General features: G+C 67.3%; 16 protein-coding genes. 5 read left to right on the forward strand and 11 right to left on the reverse strand.

Annotated elements, in window-relative coordinates:
• Window positions 1–54: 54 nt before the first annotated feature.
• The 3 genes from C1922_RS17395 (at window position 55) to C1922_RS17405 (ending at window position 3,005) form a co-directional block, all read left to right on the forward strand.
• Window positions 55–771: a fumarylacetoacetate hydrolase family protein gene (locus C1922_RS17395; protein WP_108750915.1), complete on the forward strand. Its 717-nt coding sequence runs from the start codon at window positions 55–57 to the stop codon at window positions 769–771.
• Window positions 772–824: 53 nt separating this feature from the next.
• Window positions 825–1,229, forward strand: a complete 405-nt coding sequence (gene mscL, locus C1922_RS17400) for a large-conductance mechanosensitive channel protein MscL (protein WP_108750916.1) — start codon at window positions 825–827, stop codon at window positions 1,227–1,229.
• A 354-nt stretch (window positions 1,230–1,583) separates the two neighbouring features.
• Window positions 1,584–3,005, forward strand: a complete 1,422-nt coding sequence (locus C1922_RS17405) for a M28 family peptidase (RefSeq protein WP_108750917.1) — start codon at window positions 1,584–1,586, stop codon at window positions 3,003–3,005.
• Between the two features lie 218 nt (window positions 3,006–3,223).
• Here the strand turns inward: C1922_RS17405 and C1922_RS17410 are convergent, their stop codons facing one another.
• The 10 genes from C1922_RS17410 to C1922_RS17455 form a co-directional block, all read right to left on the reverse strand.
• Entirely contained in the window at window positions 3,224–4,675 is a 1,452-nt protein-coding gene (locus tag C1922_RS17410; RefSeq protein ID WP_108750918.1) for an alanine/glycine:cation symporter family protein, read from the reverse strand.
• 11 nt (window positions 4,676–4,686) lie between these two features.
• Window positions 4,687–5,673, reverse strand: coding sequence for a hypothetical protein (locus C1922_RS17415; protein ID WP_108750919.1), 987 nt, complete (start codon window positions 5,671–5,673; stop codon window positions 4,687–4,689).
• 222 nt (window positions 5,674–5,895) lie between these two features.
• Window positions 5,896–6,738, reverse strand: a complete 843-nt coding sequence (locus C1922_RS17420; RefSeq protein ID WP_108750920.1) for a TrmH family RNA methyltransferase — start codon at window positions 6,736–6,738, stop codon at window positions 5,896–5,898.
• Entirely contained in the window at window positions 6,739–8,247 is a 1,509-nt protein-coding gene (locus C1922_RS17425) for an alanine/glycine:cation symporter family protein (RefSeq protein WP_108750921.1), read from the reverse strand. It abuts the gene before it with no gap.
• A gap of 186 nt (window positions 8,248–8,433) precedes the next feature.
• Complete coding sequence (locus C1922_RS17430; RefSeq protein ID WP_108750922.1) at window positions 8,434–9,030, reverse strand: GNAT family protein; 597 nt, start codon at window positions 9,028–9,030, stop codon at window positions 8,434–8,436.
• Window positions 9,023–12,148: an efflux RND transporter permease subunit gene (locus C1922_RS17435; RefSeq protein ID WP_108750923.1), complete on the reverse strand. Its 3,126-nt coding sequence runs from the start codon at window positions 12,146–12,148 to the stop codon at window positions 9,023–9,025. The genes C1922_RS17430 and C1922_RS17435 overlap by 8 nt, the downstream gene beginning before the upstream one ends.
• A complete protein-coding gene (locus C1922_RS17440; RefSeq protein ID WP_108750924.1) occupies window positions 12,145–13,251 on the reverse strand; it encodes an efflux RND transporter periplasmic adaptor subunit in 1,107 nt (368 codons plus the stop codon). Before C1922_RS17440 ends, C1922_RS17435 begins: the two co-directional genes overlap by 4 nt.
• Before the next feature lie 299 nt (window positions 13,252–13,550).
• On the reverse strand, window positions 13,551–15,617 hold the full coding sequence (locus C1922_RS17445; RefSeq protein ID WP_108750925.1) for a TonB-dependent copper receptor: 2,067 nt from the start codon (window positions 15,615–15,617) through the stop codon (window positions 13,551–13,553).
• A gap of 72 nt (window positions 15,618–15,689) precedes the next feature.
• Window positions 15,690–16,127: a DUF2946 family protein gene (locus tag C1922_RS17450; RefSeq protein ID WP_108750926.1), complete on the reverse strand. Its 438-nt coding sequence runs from the start codon at window positions 16,125–16,127 to the stop codon at window positions 15,690–15,692.
• A 572-nt stretch (window positions 16,128–16,699) separates the two neighbouring features.
• On the reverse strand, window positions 16,700–17,683 hold the full coding sequence (locus tag C1922_RS17455; RefSeq protein ID WP_108751644.1) for a LysR family transcriptional regulator: 984 nt from the start codon (window positions 17,681–17,683) through the stop codon (window positions 16,700–16,702).
• A gap of 206 nt (window positions 17,684–17,889) precedes the next feature.
• On the opposite strand from C1922_RS17455, the gene cysK reads away from it, so the two are divergent.
• On the forward strand, window positions 17,890–18,849 hold the full coding sequence (gene cysK / locus C1922_RS17460) for a cysteine synthase A (RefSeq protein ID WP_108750927.1): 960 nt from the start codon (window positions 17,890–17,892) through the stop codon (window positions 18,847–18,849).
• A 268-nt stretch (window positions 18,850–19,117) separates the two neighbouring features.
• Entirely contained in the window at window positions 19,118–19,714 is a 597-nt protein-coding gene (locus C1922_RS17465) for an O-acetyl-ADP-ribose deacetylase (protein WP_108750928.1), read from the forward strand.
• Window positions 19,715–19,776: 62 nt separating this feature from the next.
• On the opposite strand, the gene C1922_RS17470 is transcribed toward C1922_RS17465, so the two are convergent.
• Window positions 19,777–20,412, reverse strand: a complete 636-nt coding sequence (locus C1922_RS17470; RefSeq protein ID WP_159092017.1) for a hypothetical protein — start codon at window positions 20,410–20,412, stop codon at window positions 19,777–19,779.
• Between the last annotated feature and the right edge of the window lie 203 nt (window positions 20,413–20,615).

The following is a 20,615-nucleotide window of genomic DNA, read 5'->3' on the forward strand; positions in this document are numbered from 1 at the left end:
ACGGCGGGTGGCGTTAAGTTCTAGACTGCGGGCACGCCCTTCCTGGATGTCCGCATGTCCGATGTTTCCGATGTGATTGCCGCACCCGCCGTGCCCCGCGTTCCCGTGGTGGGCGGTGGCAGCTTCCCCGTGCACCGCGTGTACTGCGTGGGCCGCAACTTCGCCGACCACGCGCGCGAAATGGGTGCCGCGGTTCCGGCCGCCGATGATCGCGGCCGGCCGATGTTCTTCACCAAGCCAGCCGATGCCATCGTGGTCGGCCACGACGATGTGATTCCCTACCCGCCGGCCACCGCCAACCTGCACCACGAGGTGGAGCTGGTGGTGGCGATCGGCCGCGACGCGCCGGCCGGTGAGCTGGCCGTGGCCGATGCCGACGCACTGGTGTACGGCTATGCCGTGGGCCTGGACCTGACCCGCCGCGACCTGCAGGCCGCCGCCAAGGAAAAGGGCCACCCGTGGGATTCGGCCAAGGGCTTTGATGCCTCCGCGCCGATCAGCGAAATCGTGCATGCCGGTGAAGTCGGTGATCTGGCCGCACTGAATCTTTCGCTGGAAGTGAACGGCGAAGTGCGCCAGCAATCGCTGCTGGACCAGATGATCTGGAACGTGCCGGAAATCCTGCATGAGCTGTCCAAGCTGTGGCAGCTGCGCGCCGGCGACCTGGTGTTCATGGGCACGCCGTCGGGCGTGGCCGCACTGAAGCCGGGCGACCGTTTCAGCGCACGCCTGGAAAACGTGGCCGAGCGCCACGGCGTCATCGCTGGCTGACATCTGCTGCGTTACCCTGCGCCTGTCCCCTCGCCCTCTGGAGAAGAACAACAATGGGAATGCTTACCGAGTTCAAGGAATTCGCGATGCGCGGCAACGTCATCGACCTCGCCGTGGGCGTGGTGATTGGCGCAGCCTTTGGCAAGATCGTCACCGCGCTAGTGGAAAAAATCATCATGCCGCCGCTGGGCATGCTGATCGGCAAGGTGGATTTCTCTGACCTGGCCTGGGTGCTGTCACCGGCCAGCATCGGCCCGGATGGCAAGGAGATTCCGGCGGTGGTGATCGGCTACGGCGATTTCCTCAACACGCTGGTGCAGTTCGTCATCGTGGCCTTCGCCATCTTCCTGGTGATCAAGGTGATCAACCGCCTGTCGCGCAAGAAGGAAGCCGCCCCGGCCGCGCCGAAGGAAGAAGTGGTGCTGCTGCGCGAAATCCGCGACAGCCTGAAGCGGTAACCTCGAGCTTTGCGTAAAGTCGAGCCATGCTCGACTTCGCTCGTCCGTAGAGTCGAGCCGTGCTCGACTTCGCTCGTCTGTAGAGTCGAGCCGTGCTCGACTTCGCTCGTCTGTAGAGTCGAGCCGTGCTCGACTTCGCTCGTCTGTAGAGTCGAGCCGTGCTCGACTGGGCGTGATGAAGCAGTCGAGCATGGCTCGACTCTACAGAAGCGTGAGAAGGCCCCGCTCCGGCGGGGCTTTCGCTTTGCCGCTCATGGCCGGAAAACAGCATTCGCCCCCGGCATGACCTCCCACCCATGCGCGGCGCTGAACGACTGTTAAGCTCCAAGGCTTCCACCCTTCCCGGAGCTGTCCATGCGTCGCCGCATTCTTGCCATCGCATCGTCCCTCGCCCTGTTGGCCGCGCCTGCGTTTGCGGCGCCCCGCACCACCACCCTGCCCCCGGCCTCGCTGGCCACGGCCGCGCAGCTGCGCGACCAGGCACTGGCCGATGACACCGGCTGGAAGGTGGTCGAATCGCTGACCACCGAAATCGGCCCGCGTATTGCCGGCAGCGAGGCCGATGCCCGCGCCGTGGCCTGGGCCGAAGCCAAGTTCAAGGCGTTGGGCTTTGACAAGGTGTGGAAGGAACCGGTGACCTTCCCCAAGTGGGAACGCCGCAGTGAACACGCCGCGGTGACCGGCAAGAACCCGCAACCGCTGCAGATCACCGCGCTCGGCGGCAGCCCCGGCGGCACCGTGGAAGCCGAGGTGGTGCGCTTTGCCGATCTGGCCGCCCTGCAGGCCGCCCCGGCCGGTTCGCTGAAGGGCAAGATCGCCTTCGTCGATTACCAGATGCTGCCGTTCCGCGATGGCCGTGATTACGGCCGTGGCGGCGCGATCCGCAGCAAGGGCCCGTCCGAGGCCATCCGCAAGGGTGCGGTGGGATTCCTGATGCGCTCGGCCGGTACCGATTCGCACCGCGTGCCGCACACCGGCATCACCCGCTTCGACGATGGCCTGACCCCGGTGCCGTCGGCCGCGCTGTCGGTGCCCGATGCCGACCAGCTGGCCCGCCTGCTGGCCCGCGGCAGCACCACGGTGAAGGTGGCGCTGGACTGCGGTTGGGATGGCAGTGCCACCTCGTACAACGTGATCGGTGAGATCACCGGGCGCAGCCTGCCCAAGGAAGTGGTGGTGATTGGCGGCCACCTGGATTCGTGGGACCTGGGTACCGGCGCGGTGGATGATGGCGCCGGGGTGGGCATCACCATGGCCGCCGGCCATCTGATCGGCCAGCTGAAGCAGGCACCGAAGCGCACGATCCGGGTAATCGCGTTCGCCAACGAAGAACAGGGTCTGTACGGCGGCAAGGCCTATGCCGAAGCACACGCCAAGGACGTGGCCCTGCACCAGCTGGCTGCTGAGAGCGACTTCGGTGCTGGGCGCATCTATGCGTTCAACACCGGTTCGCCGAACCCGGAAGGGTCGCGCGAGGCGACCAAGCAGATTGCCGAGGTGATGAAGCCGCTGGGCATCGAGTACCAGGCCGACAAGGGCGGCCCGGGCCCGGACGTGGGTCCGCTGGCAGCCAAGGGTGGCGCGTGGGCGTGGCTGGCACAGGATGGATCGGACTATTTCCACCTGCACCACACCGCCGACGACACCCTGGACAAGATCGACCCGAAGGCGCTGGCGCAAAACGTGGCCGCGTACACCGTGTTCGCATACCTGGCCGCGGAGGCTGATGGCAGCTTTGGCAGTGAGGCCAAGGCGACGGTTCCGCCGAACGAGTGATGCGGTAGCGCTGGCGCAAGAGCGGTGCGACCCAAGGTTCGCACCTACCAGGCAAGAGCAGCAGCCCGACGGTAGCGCCGGGCCATGCCCGGCGAGCGCCGCGGCAAGAACGGTTCGAACCAAGGTTCGCACCCACCAAGCGGTGCGGTTCGCACCCACCAGGCGATTGCGTGGGGTCAGATCCCTCGCCGTAGGCGAGGGCTCTGACCCCGATCGCGTCAGCCTTCCCATACCCGCGTGTTGCGTACGCCGATCTTCTGCGGGTTGAACAACGGATCGCGCTTGTTGCGCTTCTGCTGCTCGTAATCGCGCAGCGCGGCCAGCGCAGGCTTCTGCAGCAACACGATGGCGATGATGTTCAACCAGCTCATCATGCCCACGCCGATGTCGCCGAGCGACCAGGCCACGGTGGCGCTGTTCATGGCCGAATAACCGGTGGCGGCCAGGAACAGCAGCTGGAATACCCCCGTCACCCACGGGCTGGGCCGGTCGCGGCACAGGTAGCTGACGTTGGTTTCGGCCATGTAGTACAGCGCCAGGATGGTGGTGAACGCGAACGGCAGGATCGCCAGCGCCACGAACGAGCGACCGAAACCCGGCAATGCCGATTCCACCGCGTGCTGCACGAAGCGCGGACCAGCCTCCACGCCCGGCAGATTGCCCAGCAGCAGCCGCGCCTCATCCGGAATGCCGTTCACCGCTGGGTCGTACACGTTGTACAGGCCGGTGGACAGGATCAGGAATGCGGTGGCGCTGCACACCACCAGGGTGTCGATGTAGACCGAGAACGACTGCACCAGGCCCTGCTTCACCGGATGCGAGACCTCTGCGGCGGCGGCCGGATGCGCGCCACTGCCCATGCCCGCCTCATTGGACAGCACGCCACGGCGCACGCCCCACTGGATGGCCGTGCCGATCATCGCGCCGAAGGCGGCATCCACACCGAAGGCGCTGCGCACCACCAGCAGGATGACCTCGGGCAGCTTGTCCGCATTGATGACCATGACCACGGCGGTCACGCCCAGATAGGCCACGGCCATGATCGGCACCACCCATTCGGCCACGCGGGCAATGCGGCGCACGCCGCCGAACAGCACCACGGCCAGCACCACCAGCAGTACGCCCGTGGTCGCGGCCACCGGCACATTCCAGGCTTCGTTCACCGCGCTGGTGATCGCATTGGACTGGGTACCGGCCAGCATCGCCCCGGCCATCACCGTGACCACCGCGAACAGCACCGCGTACCAGCGCTGGCCCAGGCCCTTTTCGATGTAGTACGCCGGCCCGCCGCGGTACTGGCCCTTGCCGTCGCGGTCCTTGTAGATCTGCGCCAGGGTGGATTCGATGAAGGCGCTGGATGCGCCCAGGAACGCCACGATCCACATCCAGAAGATGGCCCCCGGGCCACCGAACGCGATGGCCATGGCCACGCCGGCGATGTTGCCCACGCCCACCCGGCTGGACAACGACAGCGACAAGGCCTGGAACGGCGATACCCCTGCGTCGGAACGTTCATGGCGGAACATCAGGCGCAGCATGTCCGGCAGCGCGCGCAGCTGGATGAAGCGGGTGCGGATGCTGAAGTACAGCCCGGCCAGCAGGCACAGCACCACCAGCAGAGGGCTCCAGACCACGCCCAGCACACTGTTGACGATGGATTCGACAGTCATGGCGTGCCCTCTTAGAAGAACATGCCCAGGGCGACCTGGGGGCTGATGATGCGGCCGCTGTTGCGCCCGGCCACGGTCACTTCCACGCCGGCGATCAGCCCCAGCGACGGGCTGAAGTGGTATTCCACCGCAGGCGCCAGGGTGAGGTTGCGACTGGCCGGGCGACGCTCGTCGATGCGGCGCACCTGACCGTCCGCGCCCGGCGCAAAGCCGGTCAGGCGCTGGCCCGATTCGCGGCTGGCCGCGAACTCCATGACCCCGACCCAGCGCGAATTGAAGCTGTACTCGGCACCGACCGACAGCCCCAGCACCGAGCCGCGCGCGATGTGGCCCTGGAAGCCACGTTCAGTGCCATACACGCTGGCGCCGGAAATGGCCGTTCGCGACGGTGCAGGGCCTGCACTGAACTGCGCACGCCAGCGCAGCGGCCTGTCGTTGCCCATCCATTCCACCTTCTGCATGCCCAGCGCCAGGGTGGTGCGCTGCACGCCATCGCCCTGCGCGTCCAGCGCATTGCCGGTGATGCGGTCGTGGCTGCCGGTGCTGAAGCGCTGCACCAGGGCCAGCGAAACGGCCGGGGTGGTGCCATCGGCACTGGGGGCCTGCAGCAGGTACTGCAGGCGCGCGGTGGTATCGCCGGCGCGGAAGCCGCTGCTGTGGGTGCTGCCCGATTCGGCGCGCGAGGCGCTCAGGTTGACCTGGCCGGTGACCCGTTCGCTGAAGCCGTAGGCAATGGGCACCACCACCGCCCAGGCGCCGCTGCGTCCATCGCTGCGGTGGCGATCGCCGCTGTCGTCGAAGTACGCGGTGCTGTCCACGCGCACCAGATAGGGTTCGATGTACCAGTGCCCGGCCGCCATGCCGGCGGGATTGGGAGTGATCAGCGGGCCGGTGAAGTTGACCCCTTCCAGGCTGTGCTGCTGGGCCAGCGCACTGGCGCTGTGCAGCGTGCAGGCCAGCAGCAGGGCAACGGCAAGGGTTGAACGCGGGTGATGCATGACAGCCACTCCTGGACAACGTGGGTTGGACTTCCACCCTGCGTCGCCGGGAACGGCGGACCAATAAGGAAACTTTCAAAACGTCATGCGTGCTTGACGCATTGACGTGTGGGGCAAATCTGCGGCGTTGGGTCAGAGCCCTTGCCTGTGGCAAGGGATCCGACCCTGCGCGAAGGGGTCGTATCCCTTGCCAAGGGCAAGGGCTATGACCCCGCCACAGCATCACATGCGACGGCTGGCCCACTGCGCCAGCAGCACTGCCGTGGCGGATGCGACATTCAGGCTTTCCACCGCGCCGCTGCCCGGAATCGACACCTGCTGGTCGCACAGACCGGCCAGTTCGCGGTCCATGCCCTCGCCTTCGGCGCCCATCACGTACACCAGGCGCGCCGGCAGCGTGGCACGGAACACGTCTTCACCCCCCTCCACCAAGGTGGCGGCCAGGCCGAAACCGGCCGCACGCAGCTGTGCCATGGCCTGCGCATCGTCGGGCAACTGCACCAGCGGCACGGCTTCGGCACCGCCTTCGGCCACGCGCGCGGCGGCGCCGGACAGGGCCAGCGTGCTGCCGGCCGGCAGCAGCAGCGCCTTCACCCCGAAGTGCGCGGCCGAACGCAGGATCGCGCCCAGGTTGTGCGGGTTGCCCACGCCATCCAGCCACAGCGCCAGCGCCGGGCCATCGCCCACCTGCTGCAGCCACTGCGCCAGTTCCAGCGCGGGTGCGCGCAACACGTCAGCCACCACGCCTTCGTGGTGGGTGGTGCCGGCCAGCTTGTTCAGATCGCCGTCTTCCACCACGCGGTACCCCACGCGGTTGGCCACGCACCACTTCAACAGTGGCTGCAGGCGCGGAATGCGCGCCTCCAGCAGGTACAGCTTGCGCAGTGCCTGCGGGCGGGCTTCGAACGCAGCCAGCACGGCGTTCAGGCCGTACAAGCGCAGTTCGTCATTGCCACGCCCACCGGCGCCTGCACCACCGCCACTGCCCTGCCCTTCCGGGCGCGGCAACGGTGTGGCACGCGGCGGACGGGCGGACGGGCGGCGGTTGTTCCAGGGGTTGTTCACTTACACGGTCTCCTGCTTGCGCTGGCGCCAGAAATCGGCGTTCTTGATCCCCAGTGCATCGGGGTCGAACACCGGGTCCAGGCCCAGCTTCTTCTGTCGTTCGTAGTCGCGCAGTGCCAGCATGGCCGGCTTCTGCACGATGAGGATGGCAATGATGTTCAGCCAGGCCATCAGGCCTACGCCGATGTCACCCAGCGCCCAGGCCAGGGTGGCGTTGTGGAAGGCACCGAACACGACCATGGCGATGATGCCCAGGCGCAGGACCAGCACGGTCAGCGGGCGCTTCTTGTTGTGGTTGACGTAGGTCAGGTTGGTTTCGGCCATGTAGTAATAGGCCATGATGGTGGTGAAGGCGAAGAAGAAGATGGCGATGGACACGAACGCCGACCCCCAGCCCGGCAGCACCGCTTCCACGCCCGCCTGCGCATAGCCGGCGCCTTCGGGAATGCCGGCCAGGCCCTGGAAGATCGGGGCGGCCCCTTCCACCGGCGAATACACGTTGTAGGTGCCGCTGGCCAGGATCAGGAAGGCGGTGGCGGTGCACACCATCATGGTGTCGAAGTAGATGGCGAAGGCCTGCACGTAGCCCTGCTTGGCCGGGTGCGAGACTTCCGAGGCCGCCGCGGCGTGCGGGCCCGACCCTTGGCCGGCTTCGTTGGCGTAGATGCCGCGCTTGATGCCCCACTCGATGGCCAGGCCCATCATGGCGCCGAACGCCGCATGGGTACCGAAGGCACTGTCGAAGATGATGCCGAACATTTCCGGCACGCGGTCGGCGTTGATGATCATGATGACGATGGCCATCAGGATGAAGCCGGCGGCCATGAACGGCACCACCACTTCGGCGAAGTTGGCGATGCGCTTGACGCCACCGAAGATGACCACGCCCAGCAGCAGGGCCACCACGATGCCGATACCCAGCTTCAGCGCCTGCACCTGGTCCATGCCGAAGGCCTGGCCATCCAGCGGACCGCACAGCGCGGTGCCACGACAGGCGTTGATGACGCTGTCAGCGATGGCATTGGCCTGCACGCCCGGCATCAGGAAGCCGGCCGCGATGATCGTGGCGACGGCAAAGGCCAGCGCGTACCACTTCAGGCCCATCGCCTTTTCGATGTAATAGGCCGGGCCACCGCGGTAGCGGCCTTCGGCATCCTTGGTCTTGTAGATCTGCGCCAGGGTGCATTCCACGTACGAGGTGGACGCGCCGAGGAAGCCCATCACCCACATCCAGAAGATCGCACCGGGGCCGCCGAAGGCGATGGCGGTGGCCACGCCGGCGATGTTGCCGATGCCCATGCGGCCGGCCATGGACATGGCCAGGGCCTGGAAGGACGACACGCCGGCGTCGGACTTCTCGCCCTTCACGGTCAAGCGGCACATCTCGAAGAAGCCGCGCAGCTGCATGAAGCGCGTGCGCAGGCTGAAGAACAGGCCGGCGCCCAGGCACACCACGATCAGTGCCTTGCTCCAGATGATGCTGTTGATGAAATGTACGGTTGCTTCCACGCGCGCTCTCTCCAGTCGGCGGGTTGGGGGACGTCCCGTCGGCTGGAAGGGACGACACCGATTCTCCCTGATCGCGGACCGGGGCGATAGCGGCAGAAGCAATACGCCGGGCATGGCCGGGCGGGCGCAGCGGCAAGAGCGGTGCGAACCGAGGTTCGCACCCACCAGACAGTGGCCCCTGGCCGTTCAGGGCAGCTGGGTGCGCACCCGGGCGAAACGGCGCAGGTCGTGCAGCTGGCCGCGCTTGTACACCGCGCAGCGGGCCGTGCCCTCTTCGCTGAAGCCGTTGGCCAGCAGCACGCGGGCCGAGCCATCGTTGAAGTCGAGGACTTCGGCCTGCAGCCTGAACAGGCGCAGCTCGTCCATCACCCAGGGCGTGAACAGGGCGACCACGCGGGTCATTACGCCCTGCCCCCAATGCGCCCTGCCCAGCCAATACCCCAACTCGGCACTGTGCCCGCGTTCTGCGCTGCCCGGCTGGGCGCCCACGCTGCCGCAGGCCTGGCCGTCGATTTCAATGGCCAGGTTCAGGGTGCTGGCCGCCAGCACGCGGCCGGCCAGAAAGGCCAGACCGTCGTCGCGGGTATATGGGTACGGGAAGCGGTCGCGCAGGCCGCGCGATACCTCGGGGTCGTTGGCGTGCTGCAGCAGCGATTCCAGGTCGTTGGGGTGCCAGGGGCGAAGGATGAAGCCTTCGCCCTGCAGCCTGGGGGTCAGAGCCCCTTCCCGTTGGGAAAGGGATCCGACCGCGTCCGGCCCCCCGTCGCCGTGCCGATCAGGCATGGCCGCCGACCGAGGGCGATTCGGCTTCCTGCTTTTCCAGTTCGCGCTTCACCGCTTCGGGCGAACGGGTGTACGGGGCCAGGCGCGCGTAGAACGCCGGCACCACGAACAGCGACAGGAAGGTGGACAGGGTGACGCCGAAGATGATCACGATGCCGATGGTGCCACGGCTGGCCGAGCCGGGGCCACCGGCCACCACCAGCGGAATGGCACCGACCACGGTGGCGATCGAGGTCATCAGGATGGGGCGCAGGCGCACCATGGCCGATTCGATGATGGCCTGCCGCACGGTGCGCCCGTCATCACGCAGCTGGTTGGCGAATTCCACGATCAGGATGCCGTTCTTGGCCGCCAGGCCGACCAGCATGACGATGCCGATCTGACTGAACAGGTTCACCGTGCCGCCGCTCACCCACAGGCCAACCAGCGCGCCGAGCACGCCCAGCGGCACGGTCAGCATGATGGTGAGCGGATGGATGAAGCTTTCAAACTGCGCGGCCAGTACCAGGTACACCACCAGCAGGGCCATGGCGAAGGTGAGCAGCACCGCACCGCCGGCGCTCTGGTACTCGCGCGATTCGCCCTTCCAGTTGATCTGCGCGTACTGCGGCAGTTCTTCGCGGCTGACCTGCTGCGCCCAGGCGATGGCTTCGCCCAGCGGGTAGCCCGGCGCCAGACCGGCGCTGATGGTGATCGAGCGCAGGCGATTGAAACGGTTCAGCGTGCCCGCTTCGGCCACTTCGCTCAGGGTGACCAGGTTGGACAGCGGCACCAGTTCGCCGGAGTTGGCGCGCACGCGGATGGCGGCCAGGTCGGCCGGGCTGGCGCGGCCATCGCGGCCGGCCTGCACCAGCACGTCGTACTCTTCGCCGTTGTCGACGAAGGTGGTGACGCGGCGCGAACCCATCATGGTTTCCAGCGCCGAACCAATGGCGGTGACCGGCACGCCCAGATCGGCCGCACGCTGGCGGTCGATGTTCACCCGCATCTGCGGGCGGGTTTCCTTGTAGTCCGAATCGGGGCCGACCAGGCCGGGGTTGTCGGCCATGCGCAGCAGGATGCGGTCGCGCCACTGGGCGATTTCCGCGTATTCCGGCCCACCCAGCACGATCTGGAACGGCTGCCCGCCACTGCGCACCAGGCCACCACCGACCTGGGTACGCACGCGCACGCCACGCAGGGTGTCCAGTTCCTTCTGCAGTTCGTTGGCCACGTCCACGGTGTTTTCGCTGCGCTGGCGCCACGGCTGCAGGAACACGCTCACCCGGCCGGTGTGCATTTCCTCGCTGGCACCGAAGCCGCCGGGCACGCGCGGGTTGGCGCGGGCGATGGTCTTGTCGGCGCCCACGTGCGGGGCCAGCAGCGCTTCCACCTGTTGCACCTGCTGCACGGTGTAGTCGTAGCCGGCGCCTTCGGGGCCGTCGATCATGATCTGGAACGAACCGCGGTCTTCGGCCGGCGCCAGTTCCGAGGGCAGGATCTTCATCAGCCCCCAGGTGGCCAGCAGCGCAGCGGCCATCACCACCAGGTAGATCCAGGTGCGATCGACGTGGTGGTCCAGCACGCGGCCGTAGCCGGAGGCCAGGCGGTCCAGGTTGCGGTTGATGAAGCCATGCAGGCCGCGCGGTGCCTGCCCGGTATGCGGCTTCAGCAGCTTGGAAGCCATCATCGGGGTAAGCGTGAGGGCCACGAACGCCGACAGCGCCACCGCTGCGGCCAGCGCCACCGCCAGTTCGCGGAACAGGCGCCCGGTATTGCCTTCCAGGAAGCCCACCGGCAGGAACACGGCCACCAGCACGGCGGTGGTGGCGATGACCGCGAAGGCGACCTGGGTGGTGCCGCGCTTGGACGCCACCAGCGGTGGTTCGCCCAGGTCGATGCGGCGCTGCACGTTTTCCACCACCACGATCGCATCGTCCACGACCAGGCCGATACACAGCACCAGCGCCAGCAGGGTGAGCAGGTTGATGGAAAAATCGAAGGCGTACAACGCAATGAACGCAGCCACCAGGCACACCGGCACCGTCACCGCCGGAATCAATGCGGCACGGAAGCTGCCCAGGAACAGCCAGATGACCGCCAGCACCAGCAGCATCGCTTCCACCAGCGTGGCGTACACGCGGTCCACCGCCGCTTCGATGAAGGTGGTGTTGTCGAAGGTGACCACGATCTGGGTGCCTTCGGGCAGCGTGGCGGCGACCTTTTCTGCTTCCGCGCGCGCGGCGCGGGCCACGTCCAGCGAGTTGGCGGTGGAGGTCTTGACGATGCCCAGGCCCACGCCCGGTTCGCCGTTGCTGCGGAAATAGGCGCGGCGTTCGGCCGAGGCCAGTTCGATCCTGGCCACGTCGCCCATGCGCACCACGTAGCCGTCGGCGCCCTTGCCCAGCGGAATGGTAGCGAAGTCATCGGGTTTGACGTAGTTGCGCTCCACGCGCAGGGTGAAATCGCGGTCGGCCGACTCAATGCGGCCGGCGGGCAGTTCCACGTTCTCGTTGCGCAGGGCGGTTTCCACATCACCGGTGGTCAGCCCACGCGCGGCCAGCTGGTCGCGGTCCAGCCAGATGCGCATGGCATAGCGCTGGCGGCCACCGATACGTACCTGGGCCACGCCGTCCAGGCTGGAAAAGCGATCGACCACGTAGCGGTCGGCGTAATCGCTCAGTTCCAGCGTGTCCATGGTGGTGGAGGACATGTTGAACCAGATGATCGGATCGGCATCGCTTTCCACCTTGGCGATTTCCGGTGGGCGCGCCTCTTCGGGCATGCGGTCGGCCACGCGGCTGACCGCGTCGCGCACATCGTTGGCGGCCGCTTCGATATCGCGGTTGGAGGTGAATTCGATGCTGACCTGCGAGCGCCCGTTGGTGCTGCGCGCATTGATGGTGTCGATACCTTCGATACCGGCCAGCGCGTCTTCCAGCACCTGGGTGATGCGGCTTTCGATGACCGCCGCAGAGGCGCCGGTGTAATCCACCGACACCGAGACGATGGGCGGATCGATGGCCGGCAGTTCGCGCAACGTCAGGCGGGTGAAGGACATGATGCCCAGCACCAGCAGCAGCAGGCTCATCACCACGGCAAACACCGGCCGCTGGATGGAGATGTCCGAAAGCTTCATCCGCCCTGGCCCTCGGCGGCGGCCGGGGTGGTTTCAGACGGAGCCTGCGCACCGTTGGCCTCGGCCGCGTTGGACGCCGCCACCTTCAGACCCGGGCGCAGCTTGCCGGTTCCATCCACCACGATGCGCTGCCCAGGCTCCAGACCCTGGCGGATTTCCACCACGCCCGAGCGGCGCGCACCGATCACCACGTCGGCACGTTCCACCGTGTCGTCGCTCTTCAGGCGGTACACATACGAATCGCGCCCGACCTGCACCACGGCGATTTCCGGTACCACCAGCGCCGGGCGCTCGGGGCGGAACAGGCGCACATCCAGCAGCATGCCGGGACGCAGCGCGTGGTCGGCATTGGCGAAATCGGCGCGCACGGTCACCGCACGGGTGGCCGGATCGATGCGCGCATCGATGGTGCTCACCTCGCCTTCGAAGGTGCGGCCGGGCCAGGCCACGCTGGTGGCGCTGACCTTGTCCCCCGTGGACAGCGCGGCCAGTTCCACTTCCGGCACTTGGAAATCGACGTGCATGCGCTCGATGTCATCCAGCGTGGCGATGACCGTGGTGGGCGTGACCAGCGAGCCGGGGCTGACCTGGCGAATGCCGAGCACGCCGGCAAACGGCGCGCGCACGCGGCGATCGCCGATTTCCGACTGCATTTCCGCCACCCGCGCTTCGGCCGAATCGCGGATCGCTTTCTGCGTATCCAACGTGGCGCTGGACACCAGGCGCTGGGTGGCCAGTTCACGCTGGCGCTTGTACAGCTGGTCGGCTTCGGCAAACGTGGCCTGGGCCTGGCTGAGCGCAGCCTGCTGGGCCTGGCCGCGCAGGGTGACGATGGGCGCACCGGCGGCCACCTGCTGGCCGCTTTCGAAATGCACGCGGTCCACGATCTCGCTGACCTTGGCGGTCACGCTGATCGATTCACGTGCCTTGGCCGTGCCCAGTGCCTGCAGCGTGTCATTCCACTGCGTGGGCTGCACCACCTGCGCGGTGACCGGTACGGCTTCACCCTGCCGGCGTGCGGCAGCCTCCGGCTTGCCTGCACAGCCGGCCAGAAGGGCCAGGCCGAGGCCAAGGGCCAGGGGGGAAGCGATACGAGCCAACATGCACAGTCCTGATTGATCCACGGCCGCCGAGTGTAGGCACCGCCCCATGAAATCGGTATGTGCCAAGCGTTTACCGGCGTGAAACCTGCCGCGCGATAGCGCCGGGAACCCGTTCCATGCAAGGGTTGCCGCCGTGGTGTCGGCGTATGTCGGGATGTATCCAGCGCGTCCGCATGTGCCGGTGCCATCGTACAGTCAAACCTGCCTGGCTGAGGGCGCCAGGCAGGGGTCGGCCCTGGCGGGGTCCGACCCCGTTTTTTTGCCCGGTGCATGGGTTGCGCCTGGCCGTGCCCGGCGGATCAATACCGGTAGTTCACCTTCATCCACAGGCTGCGCCCGGGCTCGTTGATGCGTACCGGATCGGCCGGGAAACCGAAGTCGGCGCTGCCGGCCAGGTTCAGGTGTTCGCTGTAGGCGCGATCAAACAGATTGTCCACGCCGGCACTGAGCTGCAATTGCGTGCTGAAGCGATAAGCCGCATTGAGCGCGAAGGTGGCAAAGCCCGCGCTGGGGCCCAGATCCTGCGCCACCACATTGCCCTGCCCTGCGGCCACCCGATGCTGGGCGGTGACCGCGCGCAGCAGGGCACCGGCACTCCAGCGCTGGCCCTGCCAATCGGCGCTCAGGCGCGCTTCCAGCGGCGGCATCTGCGGCAGCGGGCGGTGTGCATCGCGGTTTTCGCCCCAGGCATACGCCAGGGTACTGCCCAGCGACCACTGCTCGTCCAACTGCAGCTTCAGCCCGGCTTCGGCACCGGCAATGCGTGCGTCGATGTTGTCGGCCTGGCTGCTGCTGCCCATCATGCCGCCACTGCGGTAGGTGAACAGGATGTAGTCCTGGATCTGCCCGGCGTAGGCCGACACCCAGGCCTGCACCCGCGGCCCGTTGTACTGCAGGCCCACGTCGAGCTGGGTGGTGCGTTCGGGCTGGATGCCGGCGAAGGCGTTCACGCTGCCAGCCGGCCCGGCATCGGGCGAGAACAGCTCCCAGTAATCCGGCATGCGCTCGCTGTGGCCCAGCCCGGCGTAGGCGGTCAGGCCCTGGGCCAGGTCCTGTTCGTAGCGCAGGAAGCCGCTGCCCAGCCACTGCCGGCGCTGCTGCCCGGCCGTGGGATTGGGCATGCCCATCATCATGCCGCTGATCTGCGCGCGCGTATCGCGCACGCGCGCACGATCGATGCGCAGCCCGCTGATCCAGCGCTGCGCGGTGTCGGCGCCCAGGGTCAGTTCGGTGAACACGCCCTGCCGCTCGAAGTCGGCATCACGGCTCCAGGCCGCGTTCTGGTAGGTGTTGCGGCCCATGCCCACGCGGCCGCGGTGGCGGCTGTCTTCGGCATCCACGCCGGCCACCAGCTGCACATCCTGCCAGCGCCATTCGGAGCTGATGCGCCCGCCCTGGGTACGCCGATCAACATTGGAGGCCATCGGCATGGGCATGCTGCTGTGCGGGTTGGGCGTGCGCAGCGTGTAGTTGTCCATCACGTGGTCGGCTTCGTTGTAGTACACGTTGGCCTGCAACGTGTCCCACGCACCGGGCAGGTTGCGCTTCTCGAAGCGCGCGCCGAACGTGGTGCGTTCGAAGGCGGCACCGTCCATGCCGCGGCCGGCATAGCGCGCGATGGCATCGCCGGCGCCGGCGGACACTTCCAGCAGCGTATCGGCATCGGGCGTCCAGCCCAGCGCCACATCGCCATTCCACTTGCGCCACTTCGAAGGCACGACATCGCCGTGACCGTCCTTGTAGTCGTCGGCTTCGGAACGGTTTCCGCTGGCGCGCACGTAGCCGGTGGGATTGCCCAGTGTCAGGTCCAGCACCTGGTCGTTGCGGTTGCGCGAGCCGACCAACGCACTGGCATCGGCGCGCAGGCCCGGCGCTTCGAAGCGCGGCGTATCACGCTCGAAACGGATGGTGCCGGCCGAGGCGCCCGCGCCCCACCGCACGCTCTGCGGGCCCTTGATGATGGTCAGCCGGTCGAAGCTTTCCGGTGCGATGTAGGACAGCGGATTGTCCATGCGCGAAGGGCACGCGCCGATCAGGTTGCCATCGTTGCTGAGGATGTTCAGGCGCGACCCGAACATGCCGCGCAGCACCGGGTCGCCATTGGTGCCGCCGTTGCGGATGGCGGAAAAACCGGGAACGGTCTTCAGGTAATCGGCACCATCACTGGCCGGCACCGGCTGCCGCGGCAGCCGCGGATCGGTCACCCAGTGCAGTGGCGAAGAGGGTGCAGCGGCGGTCACCACCAGGGTATCGAGGGTGCGCGCTTCATCGGCGGGCGCGGCATGCGCCAGCGACGCGGCCACCGCGAGGCCAAGGGCAACCGGCAGGCGCGCGGATGCGCCCGCGGGGCGGGACAGGTTTTTCATGCAGACAACTCCAGGGTACGCACGCGCGCACGGCGCCCGGTCAGGCGTCGTGCGGCGTATTGAATGGAAAATTCAGCGGACGAGGGAGCGCAGCGGCGGGCCACGCGCGGCATGCGCGGGCCAGTGTTGGGGTGGCAGCAGGGGCAGCAGCGGCGCGAACAGCACGCGTGGCCGCCACAGCAGTGGCACCAGCAGCAGTGCCACGGCCAGCCACGGCAGCAGGCGCAGGGCCAGCACGCAGTACTCGCAGGCTTCGCCGTGCATGGCATGCGGATCGGCCGGCGGGGTTGCATTCCGTTGCGCATGCAGCGCGCCGTGTTCTTCCGCCATGCTGCCGTGGTGCATATGGGCATGCATGGCAGGCGACATCTGATCCATCTGCGCATGCGCAGGAGCGTGATGCTCGGGCGCCTGCAGCGCGCGGCTGACCAGCGGCGCAAGCACCATCAGCAGCGTTGCCACGAAGGCAAGCTGCAGCAGGAGGCGTTGCGGGCGGGACAGGCGGCTCACCGCGCTAGTGTAGAGCCCGGTCCAGGGTTGGCCGTGCGACGAACCGTCGCAGGGGATGGGGGTTTTTCGGCAGGGCTGCGCCCTGCACCCGCCGAATCAACGTCAACGTCAAAAGCGGCATTCCGTGGGATGGCGGGGTGGGGCCGGTTGCGGGGGACGCCGCAAGTACGTCCTTGTAGGCTTGGCCGCGGCATCCATGCCGCGGACACCCCCGCAACCGGACCCACCCCGCCTTCGACAGTTGGCCGCGATCTGGCGGAACGGCACGGCGCTCTGCCCCGGTAGGTGTCGACCTTGGTCGACACGGATGAATCCACTCGATATCTGACGGATGTGTCGACAAGGTCGACACCTACCAAAGCAAGATGCGGTTCCGGCAGATCGCTGGGGACTGTCAGAGGTGGGGCGGTGTCGGAGTGCGGGGTGTCAGCCGCATGGATGCGGCTGCCAAGCCTACACGGACGTACTTGCGGCGTCCCCGCAATTCGACACCGCCCCGCCATCCCACGGAATGCCGCTTTTGACGTTGACGTTGAGCGGGTGCAGGGCGCAGCCCTGCAATGCCCCAACCCTCAGACGGTGATGGTCTGGGTCAGCGATTCCCAGGTGGGGGGCTGCGGCCACGCGGCGGCCTGGTTGCCGTCCAGCACCCGGCGCAGGTCGCGCGGGTCGATCTGCGGGGCCAGCACATGCACCAGCTCCAACGCGTAGTCACGCAGCACGCGATCACGCGGCAGCACCGCCCAGGCAATGCATTCGGTGATCGGCTCCGGCGCAGGCCACGATTTCAGATCTTCGTCGTAGGCACTGACCGCCATCTCCGCCAACAGGCCCACGCCCAGACCGGTGCGCACATAGGTCTTGATCAGGTCCGCATCCAGCGCCGTCAGGGCCAGATCAGGCACCAGTCCCTGGGCGGCGAACGCACGCTGCAGCGACGAGTTCGGACGCGTGGACGATTCGTAACTGATCAACGGCTGGCGCGCCAACGCGGCCAGGTCCGGCGCGCGGCCGGCACGGTCCAGCGGGTGACCCTTGGGCACCACCACCAGCCGGCGCCAGCGGAACAACGGCACGGCAATGCCGTCGGTTGGTTCGCTGCCGGCGGTACTGATGATGGCGATGTCCGCATCACCCTGGTTGAGCCGGTCCAGCGCATCGGCTTCGCCGGCCTGCTGCAGATGCACGCTTACCTGCGGGTACGCCTGCTTGATTGCCGCCACCGCCGGCGGCAGCACGAAGCGCGCCTGGGTGTGGGTGGTGGTCAGGATCAGCTGCCCCTGGCTTTCGCGGCGCTGGTTGGCCGCATAGGTGCGGATGTTGTTGGCCTCGGCCAGCACCGCGCGCGCGCGGGTGATGACCTCGGTCCCGGCCGGGGTGACCGATTCCAGGCTGCGCCCCTTGCGCACGAACAACAGGAAACCCAGCTCGTCCTCCAGCTGCTTGAGCTGCTTGGACAGACCGGGCTGGGTGGCGTGCACGCGCGAGGCGGCGAGCGTGATGTTCAGCTCGGCATCGGCGATGGCGACCAGGTAGCGCAGCTGGGTGAGCGTCATGGCAGGCAGGCGGCGGGGGCGGAGGTCCACTCTAGGGTCAATTCCCGTCACCAGCTTATAACCAAAGGTTGTTTAAGAAAGGTATCTGGTCATTTCCGGGTGTCATATGCCGGCGCTACGGTCAGCCGGCAGCCGCTGGCCCGATGGCCAGCCCTCCCCTCTTCCGCCCGCCGCAGCCCGGCGCGGCCGCCTTCCGGAGCGCTTCCATGGCCCTGTACGACTCCATCCTGGACACCATCGGCAATACCCCCATCGTCAAGCTGCAGCGCCTGGCGCCGCAGGGCGTGACCCTGTACGCCAAGGTCGAATCGTTCAATCCGGGCGGTTCGGTGAAGGACCGCCTGGCCCTGGCCATCATCCTGGACGCCGAAGCGCGCGGGCTGCTCAAGCCCGGCGACACCATCGTGGAAGCCACCTCGGGCAACACCGGCGTGGCCCTGGCCATGGTCGCCGCCGCCCGCGGCTACAAGTTCGTGGCCACCATGGTGGAAACCTTCTCCATCGAGCGCCGCAAGCTGATGCGCGCCTACGGTGCCAAGGTGATCCTGACCCCGGCTGCCGAACGCGGCAGCGGCATGGTGCGCAAGGCGCGCGAGCTGGCCGATCAGCATGGCTGGTTCCTGGCCAGCCAGTTCGCCAACCCGGCCAACCCGGCCTACCACCGCAACACCACCGCCGCGGAGATCCTGCGCGATTTCGCCGGCAAGCGCCTGGACTACTTCGTAAGCGGCTGGGGCACCGGCGGCACGCTCACCGGCGTGGGCGAAGTGCTGAAGGTGGCACGCCCGCAGACGCGCATCGTGGCCACCGAACCGGCCGGCGCCGCGTTGCTGAAGGGCGATGACTGGAAACCGCACAAGATCCAGGGCTGGACCCCGGATTTCGTACCCGATGTGCTGAACCGCGACGTGGTGGATGAACTGCTGACCGTGGAAGACGAACGCGCCATCGCCACCGCGCGCCGCCTGGCTGCCGAGGAAGGTCTGTTCGTGGGCATCTCGGCCGGTGCCACCGTGGCCAGCGCGCTGGATGTGGCCAGCCGTGCCGAAGCGGGCTCGGTCATCCTGGCGATGCTGCCCGATACCGGTGAACGCTACTTCTCCACGCCGCTGTTTGCCGATGTGAACGAAGGCTCCGACGACGACTGGCTGGCTGGCCTGCCGTAAGCGGTGCGGGGTCGGATCCCTTCCCCGCAGGGAAGGGCCCTGACCCCACCAATGTGGCGCAATGATGGGGTCAGAGCCTTTTCCATGCGGAAAAGGATCTGACCCTTTTCTGCTTCAGCCTGCGTGAAGGTAATTGCCGCCATCGTGCGTGAAGGCCGGATCGCAGGTTGTGAGACGGTCATGACGCAGCATCCATGCCCTGTGCCCTACCGTGGGTACAGCCAGCGCGGAGGATGCGCGGAACAACCGACAGGCAGGAGACGGACGCATGAAGATCGAAGTGTGGCAGGGCGACATCACGACCCTGGCGGTGGATGCGATCGTCAACGCGGCCAATGAATCGCTGCTGGGCGGCGGCGGCGTGGACGGTGCGATCCACCGCGCAGCAGGCCCGGGCCTGCTGCAGGAATGCGAACAGCTGCCGCAGCTGCGCCCCGGTGTGCGCTGCCCCACCGGCGAAGTGCGCGCCACCGCCGGCCATGCACTACCGGCCAAGCATGTGTTGCACACCGTGGGCCCGGTCTGGCACGACGGCCAGCGCGACGAACCGGCGCTGCTGGCCAACTGCTACTGGAAATCGCTGCAGCTGGCCGAATCACTGGGCGTGCAATCCATTGCGTTCCCGGCCATCAGTTGCGGCGTGTACGGCTACCCGCTGTACCAGGCCGCGCAGGTGGCGGTGACCGAGACGCTGGCATGGCAGCGCAGCCATGCGCAGCCGATGCGCATCGTGCTGGTGGCGTTCAATACCGCCACCGCCAAGGCCTACCAGCAGGCGTTGGCCGCCGCCGGCCAGGCGGTGGAGGCCGAACGCATCCTGCCGCTGCCGCCGGTGGGTGATGCCGGGTTTGCGGCTGCGCACTGAGGCGTTGCCACGCAGCCGACAGTAGATGACGCCAGCGTAGCCGCTGGCGTCATGGTTCCAACTCAGGGACAGGTCTGGGTGACCCTTGCGGTGCAGCTCAGGCCACCGCCGGACGCCGGGTACTGGCCGCCGCAGGAAAGAGCGACCGTGCCAGGCCCGGTAGATCCGATGATCTGGCCGGCCGTCATCGACGCATTGGCACCCGGCGCCTGGATGCCACAGGTGGTGCCGTTGGTGCCGCCGGTTGCCGATACGCATTGGATGGTCGCGTTGGCTTTCACTGCGGCCAAGCCACGATAGGAACTGCCAGCGCTGGCCGAGCCCGTAATGGTCTGTACGGCGGTGCAGACCGTGTCGTCGATCTGCGCGGCGCAGCTGAGACCGCCATTGGCCGGATAGGTGCCACTGCAGTTGAGGATGACGTTGCCGGCGCCGGTGGTACCGATCGACTTGCCAACTTCCACTACCCCGTTCCAACCCGGCGCCTGGATGCTGCACCTGGGCGTGGTACCCGAAGTGCCGCCCGAGGCCTGGGTGCAGGTGATGCGTGAAGCCGTGGTGGCCAGCGCATTGCCTGACGTCGACCCGCCATTGCTCGTGCTTGCGGTGATGGTCTGGGTTGCCGCCGCAGCCGATCCGGCCAGGAACATGCCGACCAGCAGCACGGCGAGGGAACCTTTCAATCGTCGAATCTTCATCTTTCACTCCTGTGATGAGAACGCTGAAGCAGGACTGCTTGAGTGGTTCACCAGCGCGCACACATCAGGATTGAAAGCAGGACAGCCTGCATGGCCTCCTTGCCGATGGTGCCGTCCGCTGGCGAAGCACGAGCGGGCCATCCGGCCTGCCCCATGCCACGGCGAGCGTACGCGGGTCGGAGAGTGCAGAAAGTGACATCCAT

It is taken from the genome of Stenotrophomonas sp. ZAC14D2_NAIMI4_7 (assembly GCF_003086675.1).
Lineage (GTDB): Bacteria > Pseudomonadota > Gammaproteobacteria > Xanthomonadales > Xanthomonadaceae > Stenotrophomonas.

What these genes read in the sequence shown, in the direction of transcription:
- C1922_RS17395 (WP_108750915.1), top strand. Translation starts at nt 55, where the DNA reads ATGTCCGATGTTTCCGATGTGATTGCCGCACCCGCCGTGCCCCGCGTT.
- mscL (WP_108750916.1), top strand. Translation starts at nt 825, where the DNA reads ATGGGAATGCTTACCGAGTTCAAGGAATTCGCGATGCGCGGCAACGTC.
- C1922_RS17405 (WP_108750917.1), top strand. Translation starts at nt 1,584, where the DNA reads ATGCGTCGCCGCATTCTTGCCATCGCATCGTCCCTCGCCCTGTTGGCC.
- C1922_RS17410 (WP_108750918.1), bottom strand. Translation starts at nt 4,675, where the DNA reads ATGACTGTCGAATCCATCGTCAACAGTGTGCTGGGCGTGGTCTGGAGC.
- C1922_RS17415 (WP_108750919.1), bottom strand. Translation starts at nt 5,673, where the DNA reads ATGCATCACCCGCGTTCAACCCTTGCCGTTGCCCTGCTGCTGGCCTGC.
- C1922_RS17430 (WP_108750922.1), bottom strand. Translation starts at nt 9,030, where the DNA reads ATGCCTGATCGGCACGGCGACGGGGGGCCGGACGCGGTCGGATCCCTT.
- C1922_RS17435 (WP_108750923.1), bottom strand. Translation starts at nt 12,148, where the DNA reads ATGAAGCTTTCGGACATCTCCATCCAGCGGCCGGTGTTTGCCGTGGTG.
- C1922_RS17440 (WP_108750924.1), bottom strand. Translation starts at nt 13,251, where the DNA reads ATGTTGGCTCGTATCGCTTCCCCCCTGGCCCTTGGCCTCGGCCTGGCC.
- C1922_RS17445 (WP_108750925.1), bottom strand. Translation starts at nt 15,617, where the DNA reads ATGAAAAACCTGTCCCGCCCCGCGGGCGCATCCGCGCGCCTGCCGGTT.
- C1922_RS17455 (WP_108751644.1), bottom strand. Translation starts at nt 17,683, where the DNA reads ATGACGCTCACCCAGCTGCGCTACCTGGTCGCCATCGCCGATGCCGAG.
- cysK (WP_108750927.1), top strand. Translation starts at nt 17,890, where the DNA reads ATGGCCCTGTACGACTCCATCCTGGACACCATCGGCAATACCCCCATC.
- C1922_RS17465 (WP_108750928.1), top strand. Translation starts at nt 19,118, where the DNA reads ATGAAGATCGAAGTGTGGCAGGGCGACATCACGACCCTGGCGGTGGAT.
- C1922_RS17470 (WP_159092017.1), bottom strand. Translation starts at nt 20,412, where the DNA reads ATGAAGATTCGACGATTGAAAGGTTCCCTCGCCGTGCTGCTGGTCGGC.